Raw genomic sequence first — 17,340 nt, forward strand, 5'->3', positions numbered from 1 at the left:
GGAGAAACTTCTCTGTTTACTTTTGTATGTTTTTTTCAACTTGTTCTCGAACAGTTTGAATGTAATTCATTTTATGATCCCAACATTCTTGGCTTAAATCGACAGGATACTCTTCGGGATTTAAAGTTCGCATGTATTCTTCCCAAAATAGAGCGAGACTCTGTTCATTATATTGTTGAATATCTAATATACTTGGTAGTTCATATGTTCTTTCACCGTTAACGAAAATATCTTTATGCAGTTCACGGGCTTCAAAGTTTGTTACGAATTTACTTATATATGTGTGAACTGGATGGAACATTTTTAAGCGCTCTTCTTTTTCAGGTTCTTCAGAATCTAACGCAATATAATCGCCTTCTGCATGATCGTTAACCCGATTGATAATACGATAAATTCGTTTCAGTCCTGGAGTGGTAATTTTTTCAGGATTAGATGAAATTTTAATCGTATCATTTAATTTTCCGTCAGTATCTTCAATCGCAACTAGTTTGTAAACAGCCCCTAATGCAGGTTGCTCAAAGGACGTAATTAATTTCGTCCCAACGCCCCATACGTCAATTTTTGCTCCTTGAGATTTAAGGTGCATAATTGTGTATTCATCTAAATCGCTAGAAGCGATAATTTTTGTATTTGTAAACCCTGATTCATCTAGTAGTTTTCGTGCCTTTTTCGATAAATAAGCCATATCACCACTATCAAGACGTATACCATAGAAATCAATACGATCCCCAAATTCTTTTGCAACACGAATTGCATTTGGAACACCAGATTTCAATGTGTCATATGTATCAACGAGAAAGACGCACTTTTTATGAGTTTCAGCGTATTTCTTAAATGCGACGTATTCATCGCGATATGCTTGAACGAACGAGTGCGCATGTGTGCCAGCTACAGGGATCCCAAAGCGTTTCCCAGCACGAACATTGCTTGTAGAGGAGAAACCACCAATAAAGGCAGCACGCGTCCCCCAAAGGGCAGCGTCGAACTCGTGGGCACGTCTTGTGCCGAACTCTAAAAGCTCATCATTATTTGCAGCATGTTTCATACGGGCTGCTTTTGTTGCAATTAATGTTTGGTAGTTCACAATATTTAAGAGAGCGGTTTCAATAATTTGTGCTTCACCGAGTGGTGCATCAACGCGTAATAAAGGCTCGTTATTAAATACAACTTCACCTTCTTGCATACTACGAATCGTCCCAGTGAATTTCATATTTTGTAAATAATGAAGGAATTCTTCTTCAAATTGTAATTCTGCTAAATAAGCGATATCGCTTTCAGTAAAGCTGAAATTTTCTATGTACTCTACAATTTTCTCAAGGCCAGCAAAAACAGCATAACCGTTCTCGAATGGAAGCTTTCGAAAGTATAAATCAAACACGGAACGGCGATTATGAATACCATCTTTCCAATATGTATAAGCCATGTTGATTTGATATAGGTCTGTATGTAAGGCATAACTATCGTCTTTATAATGAGTCATCGCGAGAACACCTCCATAATTTGGTTATAGTATACCAATTTTTCACCATTCGTAGCAAAGAAGAGATATTGAAGTGAAGTCAAGAGAGAAAAAAATGAAATTATGCATATTTTTTAGAAAATTTATATTTATCAATTTATATTTCTCCAAATTTTATGTATTATTAGAGTAATGGGGTAATGAGAATGGAGGAGGACAATGCAACAAACATTAGAAAAAATAGGCAAACAAGTCTTTTACAAACGGCTTCAGCAAAAAATGACACAAGAAGAACTATGTCAGGGCATTTGTTCTGTCTCATACTTAAGTAAGATCGAAAATGGAAAGATCGAAGCATCAGAAGAAATTCTACAATTGCTCTGCGTAAGACTAGAAATTGCTGTGACGGATTTGAGAGATGTAGAAGAAGATGTGAAGGGGAAGCTAGATGAATGGTTGAATGCACTAGTTCATTTGGACAAGCAACAAGTAGAACGTATATATGAAGAGTTGCAAGGTGAAATGAAGCATGTGTTGGATTTTGAAATTATAAATTATTATAAACTGCTGTATACACGTTATTTAATTATGAAAAGGGATTTTCCTGCTGTCGAAAAAGAGTTAGAGAGCTTAAAGAAGATGTACAAAAAGTATTCACCATTCCAAAAATTATTATATACGTATAGCAAAGGGTTATATTATTTTTTACAACATAGATATAAGAAGGCATTGGAGTATTTGACTCGAACAGAAGTAATGGCAAAGGAACAAGGTTATCATGAGAATGGAATATATTTCAATTTGGCTCTTGTTTATAATGAATTAGAAGTTGAACATATGACTTTACATTTTGCTAATGTAGCAATGGAAGGATTTAAGAATGAATATAAATTCCGTTATGTGATAAATTGCCAGTTACTTATTGCGTTGAGTTATATACAAAAAAAGCAATATAATGAAGCACTATCTATTTATAATAATATTTTGAGGGAAGCAAATTCTTTTGCTGATAAAGAAAGTATAACAGCTATTGCTTTAAATAATTTAGGCTTCTTGTACTATAACTTAAAAGATTATTCAAAAGCAAAAGATTATTATTTACAATGCCTAAAGTACAAAAAGGAAGAGGATTTAAATTATATTGATGCAGTGTATGAGATCGCTTTGCAGTGTATTGAATTAAAAGAATTTGAAGAAGCGAAAGATTGGATTAATAAAGGAATAGATGTTGCCAAGAGGGATGAAAAGTATAAAAGTATGCTATATATACTTTCAATGCTTAAGAATAAATACTTTGAAACGAAAGATGTTTATAAAAGATTTTTAGAAGTTGAGGCAATCCCATTTTTTAGAGGCGAAGAAAATAAAAAGGAATTAAAAATGGTGTATTTAGAACTAGCAGGATATCACGAGGAATTACTAGAATTTAAGGAAAGTAATAACTACTATAAATTAGCAATTAATTTATTAGAAGAAAAGGGAGGAAAATAATATGAAAAAAATAATTATTGGTGCTTTGGCTTTGGTAGCTGTATTAGTGGTATTGGAACCGCAATATGCTTGGACATCGGATATTTATGGTCAAGGAGAAAAAGTAGTAGAATTAATAAATTCTTAACAGAAACCCCTTTCCAATCGGAAAGGGGTTTTTCAATATTTGTTCCTCAAAATTCTACAAAACTTGAGAAAAAAATTATTTGAATTTTTAGTATATTAATAGTGGAAACATAATGCTAATATGAAACTACTCTTTTTCAAAAAAATTTTTTATTAGGGGGAAGGTTATATGAAAAAGAAGAGTTTAGCATTAGTGTTAGCGACAGGAATGGCAGTTACAACGTTTGGAGGGACAGGCTCTGCATTTGCGGATTCTAAAAATGTACTCTCTACGAAGAAGTACAATGAGACGGTGCAGTCACCTGAGTTTATTTCTGGTGATCTAACTGGAGCGACTGGTAAGAAAGCAGAATCTGTTGTGTTTGATTACTTAAACGCAGCAAAAGGTGATTACAAGCTAGGGGAAAAGAGTGCGCAAGATTCTTTCAAAGTGAAACAAGTGAAGAAAGATGCTGTAACTGATTCAACAGTAGTACGTATGCAACAAGTTTACGAAGGAGTGCCTGTATGGGGTTCTACTCAAGTAGCTCACGTAAGTAAAGACGGTTCTTTAAAAGTATTGTCTGGAACAGTTGCACCTGATTTAGACAAAAAGGAAAAGTTGAAAAATAAAAATAAGATTGAAGGCGCAAAAGCGATTGAAATCGCGCAGCAAGATTTAGGGGTAACACCGAAATATGAGGTAGAACCAAAAGCGGACTTATATGTATATCAAAACGGTGAGGAAACAACATATGCATATGTTGTAAATCTAAACTTCTTAGATCCAAGCCCAGGAAACTACTACTATTTCATTGAGGCAGAAAGCGGTAAAGTATTAAATAAGTTTAATACAATTGATCATGTGACGAATGATGATAAGTCACCAGTTAAGCAAGAGGCTCCTAAACAGGATGCGAAAGCTGTTGTAAAGCCTGTTACAGGAACGAATAAAGTAGGGACTGGTAAAGGTGTATTAGGAGATACGAAGTCGCTTAATACAACGTTATCTGGATCATCTTACTACTTACAAGATAATACGCGCGGGGCAACGATTTTCACATATGATGCGAAAAACCGTTCAACATTACCAGGAACTTTATGGGCAGATGCAGATAATGTTTTCAATGCAGCGTATGATGCAGCAGCGGTAGATGCTCATTATTATGCAGGTAAAACATATGATTACTATAAAGCTACATTTAATAGAAATTCTATTAATGATGCAGGAGCTCCGTTAAAATCAACAGTTCATTACGGAAGTAATTATAATAATGCATTCTGGAACGGTTCACAGATGGTATACGGAGATGGTGATGGTGTAACGTTTACTTCATTATCTGGTGGAATTGATGTAATTGGTCACGAGTTAACGCATGCTGTTACGGAAAATAGTTCAAATTTAATTTATCAAAATGAATCAGGGGCTTTAAATGAAGCGATTTCTGATATCTTTGGTACTTTAGTAGAATTCTATGATAACCGTAACCCAGATTGGGAGATTGGTGAAGATATTTACACGCCTGGTAAAGCAGGAGATGCCCTTCGTTCTATGAGTGATCCTACGAAGTATGGTGATCCAGACCATTATTCTAAGCGTTACACTGGTTCAAGTGATAACGGTGGCGTTCATACAAACAGCGGCATTATTAATAAACAAGCTTATTTATTAGCAAATGGTGGTACGCATTACGGTGTAACTGTAACTGGTATCGGTAAAGATAAATTAGGTGCGATTTACTACCGTGCAAATACACAGTATTTCACGCAATCTACTACATTTAGTCAAGCTCGTGCTGGTGCAGTACAAGCTGCTGCAGACTTATATGGTGCAAATTCTGCTGAAGTAGCAGCAGTTAAGCAATCATTTAGTGCTGTTGGTATTAACTAAGGATTTAACGGATAGCTATTAATAAAATACCTCAAAAATAAAGAAGGAGCCTATGCTCCTTCTTTATTTTTTTCTCCATTTTTTCCACAAATAAAACAATCCAATAACGCCTGCGATTGTTACAACCCACTTCGCTTCATTTGTTCCGTTCATGACTTGGTATGCCGAATATACTTCAATCAATAAGGCCGGTATTTTACCTATTGTACTGGCAATACTGAAGGAGAGTAATGACATCTTACCTAGAGCCGCAAATAAAGTGACGATACTTGATGGGATGAAAGGTATCAATCGAAACGATAGAACGAGTAGAAAGGCCTCTCTACCTTCTACATAAAGAAGACGCTCTACCTTTGGGTACTTATTTACTTTATCGTGAGTGAACTTTTGAAGACCCATACGGTAAATATAAAACGAGATAATAGCTCCTAATGCTTCGCCTACGATCGAAATAACAGTACCATTTGTTACGCCAAAGAGCTGTATATTAATGGCGGTTAAAAAGATGCTAGGAATAATACCTAAAAGACTAATGATGATGTTAATTAAGATACTAAGTGGAATTGCGATTGAATAGTATTCTGTTAAGAAATTTTGAATCGTTTCAGCCATTGTTTAAAATCCTTTATCTTTTTTTGCATTACACCATATTTCGTTTGTATAGGCAAGGGTAAATTTACATAATGTAGAAGAATGTTGATAAGAAGGGGTATTAATACCTTATATGGGTATTGGGTATGTAAAAACAGGGGTATTTTAAAATATTTTAAAAAATACTATAAAAACCTTTGTATAAAAGAGATTTATAGTTATATTATCAGTGTTTTCATTTGGGAAATAATCATAAAATATAGGGGGTATATATTATAGAAGTCGAAAAATAGAGGGTTGATGAAATTGCGCGGGTAAATATGGAAAAATAGATGAAAAAAATGAAAACTGATAGATTTTTTCGTTGTGAAATTGACTTTTAGTGAAGTTGCGATAATAATCATGAAAGAGGTGATATGATGAAACGAATAAGTAGTCTTTTCTTGAGTGGTTTATTGGCACTAATGCTGATCTTAAGTGGATGTGCAGGAAAAGAACAAAAAACAGAGAAACAAACAGGGAATCAATCGACATCAGTAGAAAAAATTAGTGATAATATTTTAGATGAAATGGAAGGGCCACCTAAAAATGGTCATACGATTGAAAGACATGTAGGCAAATCAGAAGAAGATTTGAAGAATCGCTTGAAGACAGATAAAGTATCAGCAGCGAGTACATACTATGACAAGGAAACAGCAACGAAAGCTGTAAAAGATAGTTTGAAGCAGCATGATAAGGAAATTCAAGACTGGTTAAAAAATTCTAAAGAGGCTCGTCTCGTATTAAATACAACACATTCATTCCCGGTTGGAAAAACGGTAATAAAGAAAAATATGAGTGTAAAAGACAAGTTGGTAAAAACTGTTACTGTTTTAGCAAGAGATAAGTCAGGAGAATTAGGGTTTAAGATTATTACTTCTTATCCATCTGATAAATAAGAAGGGGGAGTACATTATGTATACGACATTACAATACTTTCTTAAATCGTACTGTACGTTAAGTATTCATGAGGATGAAATAGTAAGAGTGATGGAAGAGTTTATTGAACAAGAAGACGAAGAAATTGTTTTGAAATTACGTGATGAATTAATAAATATGAAGAAAAAGAACGCGTGGGAAGAGGCGTGTGTATTAGCTGCGAAGCAAGGCAATCGTATGTGGTCTTTAGAAGAAACGAAAGACCATCTTGAAACTTTTTTACTATTACTGCAAAAGAAAAAGGCGTGATATAATCACGCCTTTTTCTTTATGCTATTCGGTGGATATTATCTATTCTTTTGGAGCGCTTTTATATACGCTTTTTGAAATTTGTCCATTTGATATTACTTCCCCGTTTTGTGTTACTTTTTTATACGTAACCGCTGTGATTTTATCACTAGTTCTACTAATTACTTGAGAAGAAACTTCAACATTTTTACCAGTATTTGTACCGAAAATGCGTGTAGTAATACTACCTCCATTTGAAAATGCTTGAATATAAATATGATTGCCCGTATTATTTTTAAATTTTAAATCTGGACCATAATCTGCTACTGCTGCATCTTGCCCAAGTGGTAAATAATTTACCGGCATAGAATGATTGCTTCGAGAAACAATACCTAAATCTGCCCTTAAAGCTGCGCTGTATAATGTACTACTGACTTGGCAAACTCCTCCGCCTGCACTTTGTATTACTTTACCTTGTGAATATACTGCTGCAGATTTGTAACCATGTGCAGCATCAGTTACACCAACGCGGCCGTTAAAACTAAACGTTTCATCAGGTGCGACAATAACCCCACTTAAAGTATTGGCTGACTTATTTACGTTAAATGATTGATTTCCGTTACGGCCGGCCATTGGAGTAGAATATTCAGCGATGACTTCTTTAATACCCATTTTCTGTATGTCTTCTGTAGAACGTTCGGGTTTTATGAATGTAACTGGCAATGTAACATCTGATTTACCAGTAGTAATAGCTTCGTTTGTTAAACCGTTTAGTTTCCCTTTATCAATTTTTTCTCCGTTTTGGCTTTGACTAACATTTACTGTTGAGCCTTCAATACTCAATTCTGCATTAACAGGATTTTTTAATGTTTCATTATATTTATCTTTTATAAAGGTTTCATAAGCTGTTGCATTTAATTGTGGTGTTAATTTATAGTCACGTTTTAATTCACCGTTTTCAGCTTGCTTACGCATTTTGTAACGATTCATTACGTTTCCTTCTTGTTCTTTGAAGATTTTGTCAATAATATCTTTCTCTTTATAATTTATCCCTAAATCTTTCCATGTGTAAGTTTGTTTATCGTTTTGGAATATGTAGGTAAGGGATTTTTGATCTAACTCAGTTACCTTTTGATTAATAATTGCTTGAATATCTTTCTTATTTTTTCCGTCGAGAGAAATACCTTCAAATGTAGTATTTGGTAATGTAGTAGTATCTAATTGATTATTTAATTTGGATACATATTGATATCCCCCAACACCGCCTCCACAAAGTAATATGCCCCCAGCAATTGCAGAACCAATCAGTATTTTACTTAGCTTCATTTATTTCCCCCCAGAAATTTATGTATAAATATATGTATTACATTTTTTGTATAAAAATGATGAAAATAACATTATGTACGTACTAGTATACTATTATTTTCACTATGTGTGTAATGTTTTTATAAAAAATGTTACATCTCTGTAATAATTGTCACTTATTGTCACAATGTGTATGAAAAATATGTTGAAAAATATAATAAAAAGGCTGTCTAGAAAGATCTAGCAGCCTTTTTATTATAATTTTTTATGTTCATTTTTATTCGTAACACCGAGATGTTTTTGAAGGGTAGTTGAAATAGTATCGACGCTTTTTTCATTTGGAACGTAATAATAAATACCACCTATATATTTATCTGTACCTTCTACTTGCATTTTTTCCATCTTTAAATTTGAATCCATTGAATTTTTTGTAATTGTCATCATATCATCAAACGTTAAATTGGTTTTTAAATCCTTATCGACAGCGTCTAGTAGGCCACCGATTTTATTAATTGAATTAAGAGATAGTGCCTTTTCAGCAATGGCCTCTAATACAAGCTGTTGTCGTTGGCCACGCATATAATCACTATCGATATGACGAGTTCTAGCTAGCGCCAATGCTTCTTCTCCATTTAAATGTTGACGTCCTTTTTTAAGATGAATTGCATCTGCTTCATCTTTACTATTTTGCTCTGTGAACTCAACTGGAACGTCTACAGTAATACCACCAAGAGAATCAACAATTTTAATAAAGGATTTAAAGTTGAATTTTACATAGTAATCAACTGGAACATCTAAAAAGTTCTCTACCGTATCAATTGTGCTGTCTACACCACCGAATACGTGCGCATGTGTAATTTTATCGTATTTATCACGTGATTTAATGTAGACGCGTGAGTCACGTGGAATGCTTACAAGTTTAACGGATTTATCGTTTTTATTAATTGTTGCAAGTAATAACGCATCTGTTCGAGTCGCTTTTCCATAACCTTTTTCCCTAATTTCACTTTCATCAACACCCATAATAAGTACGGAAATGTTGTCGGTCATAGGTTTAACAGCTTTTTCACGTTTGCTGGACTTATCTCCTCGACCTAGTTCAGCATAAGCATTATTTAAGACGGACTTTGCTTTACTGTATATATGGAAGGAGTAGCCTCCTGCTCCAAGTGCTACAATTAGTAATGGAATAAGAAGGAACCAAAGTAAGCGTTTTTTCTTTGAGCGTCCTTTTTTGGCTCGCGTATTGTTGTTCGTGTCGGATTTCATCATTTTTTCTCCTTTAAAACTATCAAAGTGTATACATTTAGAAGTGTATTCAAACACATAAAAAATATTTTACGCTAAATAAAAGCGATTGTACATGTATAAAAAATAGATGTCTTGATTATTTATAAGACATCTATTCGTTATTGTATACAAAAGATAGGGATAAGAAAATGATAAAATTTTACCTAATTACAACATAATGCTTACGATAATTGCAGATAAAATGCTAACGAGAGTAGCTCCATATAGTAATTTAAGGCCAAACCTCGCAACAACGTTTCCTTGTTCCTCGTTTAGTCCTTTTACCGCACCTGAAATAATACCAATGGAAGAAAAATTGGCAAAAGACACAAGGAAAACAGAAATAATACCAACTGTACGGGGAGAAAGGCTATTAGAAATTTTACTGAGGTCCATCATTGCAACAAATTCATTCGTTACAAGCTTCGTTGCCATAATACTGCCAGCTGCGACAATTTCAGAAATTGGTACACCGATAAGGAATGCGATAGGTGCAAATACATAGCCGATTAATTGTTGGAACGTAATACCGAATATAATGAGGAACAGGTCATTAATACAACTAATTAATGCGACGAATCCGATGAGCATAGCGCCGACAACAATGGCTACACGAAAACCATCAAGAATGTATTCTCCAAGCATTTCAAAAAAGCTCTGTTTTTCACCTTTGATTTCTAAAATATCTTCGTCATCTTTAACGTCGTAAGGGTTAATGATGAGTACGATAATAAAACCGCTAAATAAATTGAGAACGAGTGCAGTTACTACATATTTAGGTTCAATCATTGTCATATAGGCACCTACGATAGACATAGATACGGTTGACATAGCAGAGGCACAAAGTGTATAAAGACGGTGTTTTGGAATTTGAGCTAATTGCTTTTTCACTGTAATAAAAACTTCTGATTGGCCGACAATGGCAGAGGCAATAGCGTTGTAAGATTCTAATTTCCCAAGACCATTTATTTTACTAAGAAAGTACCCGATCCAATGAATAAAAAATGGTAGTATTTTGAAATGTTGTAATATACCAATTAAAACAGAAATAAAGACGATTGGTAATAATACATTAAGGAAAAATGGCATTTCACCTTTATTTGCAAGACCACCAAATACGAAATTTATTCCATCAGCAGCATACTCGAGTAGCTTGGTAAACAAACTGGAAATGATTCTAATTAGTATGAGGCCGACTTCTGTATTTAGTAGTAAATAGGTTAAAATTAACTGTATAATAAGCATGATAAAAATTGGTTTAAATTTAATATGCTTCTTATTATTGCTAGCAATATAAGCGAGCAAGAAAACAACAATTAGTCCGACGAAAAAAGTAATGAATTTCATGATAAGCCCCCTAAAAGAGATATTCTGCTATATATGTTTTTCATTTCAAGAGAGAATATGCATCTTTGGTAAAGAAAGGAATAGAGAGAGTATGAATATATGTAGAGTGCATCACGTTGCAATTATTTGTTCGAATTATGAGACGTCAAAGTATTTTTATGCTAGAATATTAGGATTTAAAGAACTTAATGAAGTATATAGAAAGGAACGAGATTCTTATAAATTAGATTTATGTGTAGGAGAAGAGTATCAAATCGAATTATTTTCATTTCCAAATCCGCCTGAGCGCAAAAGTTTTCCAGAAGCAGCAGGTCTTAGACATTTAGCATTTGCTGTTACAAATATAGAAGAAGCTGTGAAGCATTTAAATCAATGTGGTGTTGAGACAGAATCGATCCGTATTGATGAAATAACGGAGAAGAAATTCGTCTTTTTCCAAGATCCCGATGGTTTACCTTTAGAATTGTATGAGGTTTGAAAATTGGTGGATTTTATATAGAGTTGCTTTCCAATAATTGAAGAAACTAAAGTGAAACTTCTTTTTAAAAGGAGGTGTAACTTTAGCTAAGAAAGCTAAAGGACATATGTGGATATTTTAAAATTATTGATGGTAGTCATTCTTATTGGGTTAACAGCATTTTTTGTGGCTGTTGAATTTGCAATTATTAAGGTACGTAGCAGTCGTATTGATCAACTCGTTAGCGAAAAAAGACGAGGTGCACTGGCAGCTAAAAAGGTAACTTCAAATTTAGATGAATATTTATCGGCCTGTCAGCTAGGTATTACAATTACTGCTTTAGGGCTCGGGTGGTTAGGAGAGCCAACCATTAAACATTTACTCGAGCCGTTGTTTTTAAAATTACAATTCTCACCTGCGATTTCCAGTACAGTTTCATTTATTATTGCCTTTGCAGTAATTACATTTTTACATGTTGTCATTGGGGAGCTTGCTCCAAAGACATTTGCTATACAAAAAGCAGAACAAGTTAGCTTATTGTTATCGAAACCGCTTATTTATTTTTACCGAGTTATGTATCCGTTTATTTGGGCGTTGAATGGTTCAGCGAGGGTTGTAACTGGTTTATTCGGATTACATCCAGCTTCTGAACATGAAGTAGCTCATTCAGAAGAAGAATTAAGGTTAATCTTATCTGAGAGCTATGAGAGCGGAGAGATTAACCAAAGGGAATTTAAATATGTAAATAATATTTTTGAATTTGATAATAGAGTAGCAAAAGAAATTATGGTACCTCGTACGGAAGTTGTAGGCTTATATGAGGACGAACCATTTGAAACACATATTAAAGTAATAGCACAAGAAAAATACACGAGATATCCTGTATTTGGTGAAGATAAAGATGAAATTATTGGGATGGTTAATGTAAAAGATTTATTTATTCGTTATATGGATGGGAATCGGGACGAGGAGTGCTCGATTATGCCATATACAAGGCCAGTTATTGAAGTGCTAGAAAATATTCCAATTCATGATTTACTATTACAAATGCAAAGAAAACACATACCATTAGCTGTATTGTATGATGAATATGGTGGTACAGCAGGGATTGTTACACTAGAAGATATTTTAGAAGAAATTGTTGGAGAAATTCGAGATGAATACGATGAAGATGAGAATCCACCTATAGAGCATGTAAGTGAAGGTTATAAAATCGTAGAGGGAAAAGTGCTTATTAGTGAAGTAAATGATTTGCTTGGCATACATTTAATTGCTGATGATGTAGATACAATTGGTGGCTGGATTATGGTACAAAAACAAATCGTTGCTGAAGGAGATGTTATTGAGAAACACGGTTTTTATTTTAAAGTCCTTGAAAAGGATATGCATCAAATTAAACGAGTGGAAATAAGGAAAGTAGAAGAATGATTTTCTATAAACTTTAATAAAAAGGATATACAGAAAAATAAATGTTTGCGCTTTCAAAAAAGGTGCTATATAGTGAAGGTGGATACTGAAAAATTCTTCTGAATGATACTCGTGTTTTTAGAGGGCGGATTTTTTGGATAAGGATTTAGAATGAAAAAGTATAGGTGATAAAAATGATAGCAACGAAGGATATACGTATAGAAAAAGATTTTTTAGGTGAAAAAGAAGTACCAAGTGCAGCTTATTATGGTGTACAAACATTACGTGCCGTAGAAAACTTCCCAATTACAGGATATCGCATTCATCCATCACTCATTACAGCAATGGCAATTGTGAAAAAAGCGGCGGCGCTTGCGAATATAGATACTGGTTACTTAGCTAAAGACATTGGATATGAAATTGCAGAAGCAGCGCAAGAAATTGTTGATGGAAAGTTTCATGATCAATTTATCGTGGATCCTATTCAAGGCGGAGCCGGAACTTCTATTAATATGAATACAAATGAAGTAATTGCGAATAGAGCGTTAGAACGTATGGGGTATGAAAAAGGGGCGTATGCGAAAATTAGCCCAAACACTCATGTGAACATGGCCCAATCAACGAACGATGCGTTTCCAACAGGGATTCATATTGCAACTCTTATGATGTTAGAAGAGCTTCTTATTACAATGGAAGCACTTCATTCTGCTTTTTGTAAAAAAGCAAAAGAGTTTGATCACGTTATTAAAATGGGACGCACACATTTACAAGATGCAGTTCCAATTCGCCTTGGGCAAGAATTTGAAGCGTATAGCCGAGTGCTTGCGCGTGATATAAAAAGAATTAAACAGTCTCGTCAACATTTATATGAAGTGAATATGGGGGCGACAGCTGTTGGTACAGGATTAAATGCAAATCCTACGTATATTGAACAAGTAGTAAAACATTTAAGAACGTTTAGTGGATTCCCACTTGTTGGTGCAGAGCATTTAGTTGATGCAACGCAAAATACAGATGCATACACAGAAGTATCTGCAGCACTCAAAGTATGTATGATGAACATGTCTAAAATTGCAAACGATCTTCGTATTATGGCGTCTGGGCCACGTGTTGGGTTAGCTGAAATTCAATTGCCAGCACGTCAGCCGGGTTCATCGATTATGCCAGGTAAAGTAAATCCAGTTATGGCAGAAGTGATTAACCAAGTCGCATTCCAAGTAATCGGAAACGATCATACAATTTGCTTAGCATCAGAAGCAGGACAATTAGAGTTAAACGTAATGGAGCCTGTGCTTGTATTTAATTTAATTCAATCTATAAGTATTATGAATAATGGATTCCGTGTATTCCGTGAATATTGTATTGAAGGAATTACAGCAAATGAAGAATTGCTGAAGCAATATGTTGAGAAAAGTGTTGGAATTATTACAGCAGTTAATCCTCATATTGGTTATGAAGCAGCATCTCGTATTGCACGTGAAGCAATTGAAACAGGAAAATCTGTTAGGGAGTTATGTTTAGAACATGGTGTACTGACAGAAGAGGAATTGGATATTATTTTAGATCCATTCGAAATGACTCACCCTGAAATTGCTGGAGCTTCTTTATTAAAAAATAAAAAAATGTAATGTGAAAAACACCGATCCATTTGGATCGGTGTTTTATTTTTAAAAGATATTAAATACAGCGTTTAATTGAAGTAAGCTAATAACAGCTAGGAAAATTAAACTGTATTTCATTGCTGTTTTAAATAGAGCAGATTCTTTACCAACTAGTCCAACTGCGGCACAAGCAACTGCTACAGATTGTGGTGAAACCATTTTTGCCATTGTACCACCTACTACATTTAAGGCAACGAGTGTAGAAGGAACGATGTTTAACTGGTCTGCTGTTACTGCTTGAAGTGGTGCAAATAAAGAACCACTTGAAACTACTGAACCTGTAATGAATACGCCAATCCATCCTAAGATTGGAGAAAGAACTGGGAATGCATTACCAGTAGAAGAGAATGCAAGTCCAAGTGTAGATGACATACCAGAGTAGTTCTCTACGTAAGCTAAAGCGATAACGCTACAAATTGTATATACTGGAGCTTTTAATTCTTTCATTGTTTCAATCATTAATTCTTTAACCATTTTACCTTTTACGCGGTAAACGATAAGTGAAACGATAATTGCTAGTACAATCGCAGTAGTTGTAGAAGAGAATACATCGAATTTGAAAACAGCTGCGAAAGGTGTATCAGCTTTTGTAATTGGTGTAGTTTTCATAACAGCATTATGAAGACCAGGGAACTGAATGTTAAATACTAAGTTTGCTAACGCACCATCTGGAGCAAATAAAGCTTTAATCGGTTTTAAGTTAAAGATTGTTACAAATGCAGTTAAGAATACGAATGGAGACCAAGCATATAAAATTTGATTGAATGTATGTGATACTTTAGTTTCTTGTTTTTCTTCTTTAGTAGAAGATTTTGGTTGCCAAACACGTAAGAATAATGCAAGAGCAATCATACTTACAACGGCTGCGAAAATGTTAGTAAGTTCTGCGCCTAAGAAGTAAGTTACAAGGAACTGAGTAATTGCGAAAGAAACACCACTTACAAGAATACCTTGCCAAGTTTCTTTAATACCTTTAATTCCATCGACCATTGAAACAAGTAAGAAAGGTAAGATGATACTAATGAAAGGTAGAATAAGAACAGTTTGACGACCGATAGTTAATGCGTCAAGTTCAGTTAATTGTGCTGGTACTGTAACTGGAATACCCATAGCACCCATAGCACCACCAGCGATATTAGCTACTAAACAAATACCTGCTGCTTTTAATGGGTTAAATCCCATACCTACAAGTAGTGCAGCTGTAATAGCAACTGGAACCCCTAGACCAGCTGCGCCTTCTAAGAAAGCACCGAAAGAATAAGCGATTAATAATACTTGTAAACGTTGATCATTTGTAATGCTTGAAATACTATCGCGAATAATATTGAATTGCTCTGTTTTAACAGTTAATTTGTAAAGGAAAATTGCGGCGATAACGATAGTACAAATTGGATAAAATCCAGATAAAACACCGAACCCGGCAGATGCTACAGCTACTGTTGCTGGCATTTTATAAACAAATATTGCAAGGATAATAGCGACAATCACACTATAAAGACCAGCCATGTAACTTTTCATTTTGAATCCCATTAAACAAATGATGAAACAAAAGATTGGAAGTGCTGCGATTAGTGCAGATAACCAAATATTGTTTAATGGGTCATAAATTTGTGTCCAAGTACTCATAATAATGACAACTCCTATCTATTATATGTGAAGAAATTCACATTATTTGTGAAACTATTCACAATCAACTTACATGCTTAGTATATTCTCCTTCAACACTATTGTCAACGTAAAAAAGTATAATTATTCCATAATAGTGTTAAAAGAAAAGCTTTGTTCATAAAGTAGACAAAAAACACACTCAAATGAATTTAAGTGTGCTGTATAAGTTATTTGCATATTATTTTGCTTATTCAGATGGCATGTTCCTTATAGGCGTATATTAGATGCCATCTTTTATATCGAGTATAAAGTTTGATATATGAACTGATCTGTCCTGTTTGATCTAGTGAGGGAGGAATGGTGAGTGGATTTAATAGGAAGTTTTGCGCAATAGTCCAACCGCTTGCAATACGAATAAAAAATTAGAAACAAATTTTTAATACCACATCATCTCTTTTTACTGAAAATTCCTTTTAGCGTAACAAAGAGGTTAAGTATAGTTCAGCTACATTACGATAGGTTATCAATTATAGACGGTATTTTACAATACCGTTACTGTGCATTTCAATGAGGTGAAAATATAACAAAAAGCCTGATAAAACAACGTTTGCAAGCAAAGTATTCGTAGGCCATTATTTTGCTTTTTCGTTATATCATATAGTATAATATTCAAAATCAACAAGGATTTTTTCCTGAATTTTTGTTGATGAAAATGGAAAAATTTTTCGGCTTTATAGGTTGATAAAGTTATGTCGTAACAGGAAATATAAGAACAGATATATAAATAAATAAAAAGAACATAAAAACGCAAATAAAAACGAAAATGAGGGGAACTTTATGAGCCAAAATCAATTCGAATGTCGTATTTCAGAAGAAGATGTACAAATGTTAAGAGCGTTAGCTCACCCACTTCGTCTACGTCTAGTAATGGAACTTATGCAAAGAGGAACATGTAATGTAACACAACTACAGGAAGTATTAGAAATTCCGCAATCAACGGTTTCACAACATTTAACGAAGCTAAAGCAAAATAAAGTAGTGCGCTTTGAAAGACGAGGATTAGAAGTGTATTACCAAATCCATAATGATAAAGTAAGTGCGGTAGTAAAAACATTATTTTCTTAAAATTTGAATATTATGGAAAAAGACGTGTAGAATATACGTCTTTTTTTATTTGTCAGAAAGGTAGCGAGAGAGTAAATATTAGCATGTGAGGAAGAAATGACTATCAATCAACATGCTGCCTTACGGAATATATTCTAAAAGGAAAAGAAAAAATAGAAAGGAGTGTAGTAAGCAAAAGGAGGGATAGTAGTATGGATGTAAAACGTGTGAAGCAAATTTTATCTTCTTCAAGTAGAATTGACGTTACATATGAGGGCGTACCAGTATGGATTGAGAGCTGTGACGAGCAGAGCGGGGTTGCTCAAGTGTATGATGTATCTAATCCTGGAGAAAGCGTTCACGTGAACGTGACGGCTTTAGAGGAGAAGTAATAGAAAAGACGCTTCTAAAATTAGAA

Annotated in this window: 16 protein-coding genes; 10 read left to right on the plus strand and 6 right to left on the minus strand. The window is 34.2% G+C overall.

Features of this window, described 5'->3' with window-relative positions:
* Positions 1-16 precede the first annotated feature (16 nt).
* Positions 17-1,480: a nicotinate phosphoribosyltransferase gene (locus ACUXVC_RS03055; RefSeq protein ID WP_000150179.1), complete on the minus strand. Its 1,464-nt coding sequence runs from the start codon at positions 1,478-1,480 to the stop codon at positions 17-19.
* Positions 1,481-1,678: 198 nt separating this feature from the next.
* Here ACUXVC_RS03055 and ACUXVC_RS03060 point away from each other — a divergent pair, with 198 nt between their 5' ends.
* The 3 genes from ACUXVC_RS03060 (at position 1,679) to ACUXVC_RS03070 (ending at position 4,946) form a co-directional block, all read left to right on the plus strand.
* On the plus strand, positions 1,679-2,950 hold the full coding sequence (locus tag ACUXVC_RS03060) for a tetratricopeptide repeat protein (RefSeq protein ID WP_095691430.1): 1,272 nt from the start codon (positions 1,679-1,681) through the stop codon (positions 2,948-2,950).
* Between the two features lies 1 nt (position 2,951).
* Entirely contained in the window at positions 2,952-3,077 is a 126-nt protein-coding gene (locus tag ACUXVC_RS03065) for an NprX family peptide pheromone (RefSeq protein ID WP_000720172.1), read from the plus strand.
* Between the two features lie 168 nt (positions 3,078-3,245).
* Complete coding sequence (locus tag ACUXVC_RS03070; protein ID WP_098126954.1) at positions 3,246-4,946, plus strand: M4 family metallopeptidase; 1,701 nt, start codon at positions 3,246-3,248, stop codon at positions 4,944-4,946.
* A gap of 63 nt (positions 4,947-5,009) precedes the next feature.
* On the opposite strand, the gene ACUXVC_RS03075 is transcribed toward ACUXVC_RS03070, so the two are convergent.
* Positions 5,010-5,558, minus strand: a complete 549-nt coding sequence (locus ACUXVC_RS03075; protein WP_144465683.1) for a TVP38/TMEM64 family protein — start codon at positions 5,556-5,558, stop codon at positions 5,010-5,012.
* A 398-nt stretch (positions 5,559-5,956) separates the two neighbouring features.
* On the opposite strand from ACUXVC_RS03075, the gene ACUXVC_RS03080 reads away from it, so the two are divergent.
* Both ACUXVC_RS03080 and ACUXVC_RS03085 read left to right on the plus strand, forming a co-directional pair.
* A complete protein-coding gene (locus ACUXVC_RS03080) occupies positions 5,957-6,475 on the plus strand; it encodes an RNase A-like domain-containing lipoprotein (protein WP_000822706.1) in 519 nt (172 codons plus the stop codon).
* A gap of 16 nt (positions 6,476-6,491) precedes the next feature.
* Entirely contained in the window at positions 6,492-6,764 is a 273-nt protein-coding gene (locus ACUXVC_RS03085) for a hypothetical protein (protein ID WP_098126956.1), read from the plus strand.
* A 42-nt stretch (positions 6,765-6,806) separates the two neighbouring features.
* Here ACUXVC_RS03085 and ACUXVC_RS03090 read toward each other — a convergent pair whose 3' ends face one another.
* The 3 genes from ACUXVC_RS03090 to ACUXVC_RS03100 all read right to left on the minus strand — a co-directional run bounded on the left by ACUXVC_RS03090 (position 6,807) and on the right by ACUXVC_RS03100 (position 10,685).
* On the minus strand, positions 6,807-8,069 hold the full coding sequence (locus tag ACUXVC_RS03090) for a VanW family protein (RefSeq protein ID WP_144465682.1): 1,263 nt from the start codon (positions 8,067-8,069) through the stop codon (positions 6,807-6,809).
* A 234-nt stretch (positions 8,070-8,303) separates the two neighbouring features.
* Positions 8,304-9,320, minus strand: a complete 1,017-nt coding sequence (locus ACUXVC_RS03095; protein WP_002153524.1) for an LCP family protein — start codon at positions 9,318-9,320, stop codon at positions 8,304-8,306.
* A 186-nt stretch (positions 9,321-9,506) separates the two neighbouring features.
* Entirely contained in the window at positions 9,507-10,685 is a 1,179-nt protein-coding gene (locus ACUXVC_RS03100; protein ID WP_089170402.1) for a NupC/NupG family nucleoside CNT transporter, read from the minus strand.
* Between the two features lie 91 nt (positions 10,686-10,776).
* Between ACUXVC_RS03100 and gloA2 the strand changes: the two genes are divergently transcribed.
* The 3 genes from gloA2 to aspA all read left to right on the plus strand — a co-directional run bounded on the left by gloA2 (position 10,777) and on the right by aspA (position 14,177).
* Entirely contained in the window at positions 10,777-11,163 is a 387-nt protein-coding gene (gloA2, locus tag ACUXVC_RS03105; RefSeq protein ID WP_144465681.1) for an SMU1112c/YaeR family gloxylase I-like metalloprotein, read from the plus strand.
* A gap of 108 nt (positions 11,164-11,271) precedes the next feature.
* Positions 11,272-12,570, plus strand: a complete 1,299-nt coding sequence (locus tag ACUXVC_RS03110; RefSeq protein WP_000353320.1) for a hemolysin family protein — start codon at positions 11,272-11,274, stop codon at positions 12,568-12,570.
* Between the two features lie 173 nt (positions 12,571-12,743).
* Positions 12,744-14,177, plus strand: coding sequence for an aspartate ammonia-lyase (gene aspA / locus ACUXVC_RS03115; RefSeq protein WP_144465680.1), 1,434 nt, complete (start codon positions 12,744-12,746; stop codon positions 14,175-14,177).
* 39 nt (positions 14,178-14,216) lie between these two features.
* On the opposite strand, the gene ACUXVC_RS03120 is transcribed toward aspA, so the two are convergent.
* Positions 14,217-15,836, minus strand: coding sequence for an L-lactate permease (locus ACUXVC_RS03120; RefSeq protein WP_016083562.1), 1,620 nt, complete (start codon positions 15,834-15,836; stop codon positions 14,217-14,219).
* 819 nt (positions 15,837-16,655) lie between these two features.
* Here ACUXVC_RS03120 and ACUXVC_RS03125 point away from each other — a divergent pair.
* Together ACUXVC_RS03125 and ACUXVC_RS03130 are read left to right on the plus strand one after the other, a co-directional pair.
* A complete protein-coding gene (locus ACUXVC_RS03125) occupies positions 16,656-16,943 on the plus strand; it encodes an ArsR/SmtB family transcription factor (protein WP_000081428.1) in 288 nt (95 codons plus the stop codon).
* A gap of 191 nt (positions 16,944-17,134) precedes the next feature.
* Positions 17,135-17,314 (plus strand): acid-soluble spore protein H, encoded by a 180-nt coding sequence (locus ACUXVC_RS03130; RefSeq protein ID WP_000382683.1) that lies wholly within the window; start codon positions 17,135-17,137, stop codon positions 17,312-17,314.
* Positions 17,315-17,340: the final 26 nt, after the last annotated feature.

This window comes from Bacillus sp. N6 (genome assembly GCF_052805735.1).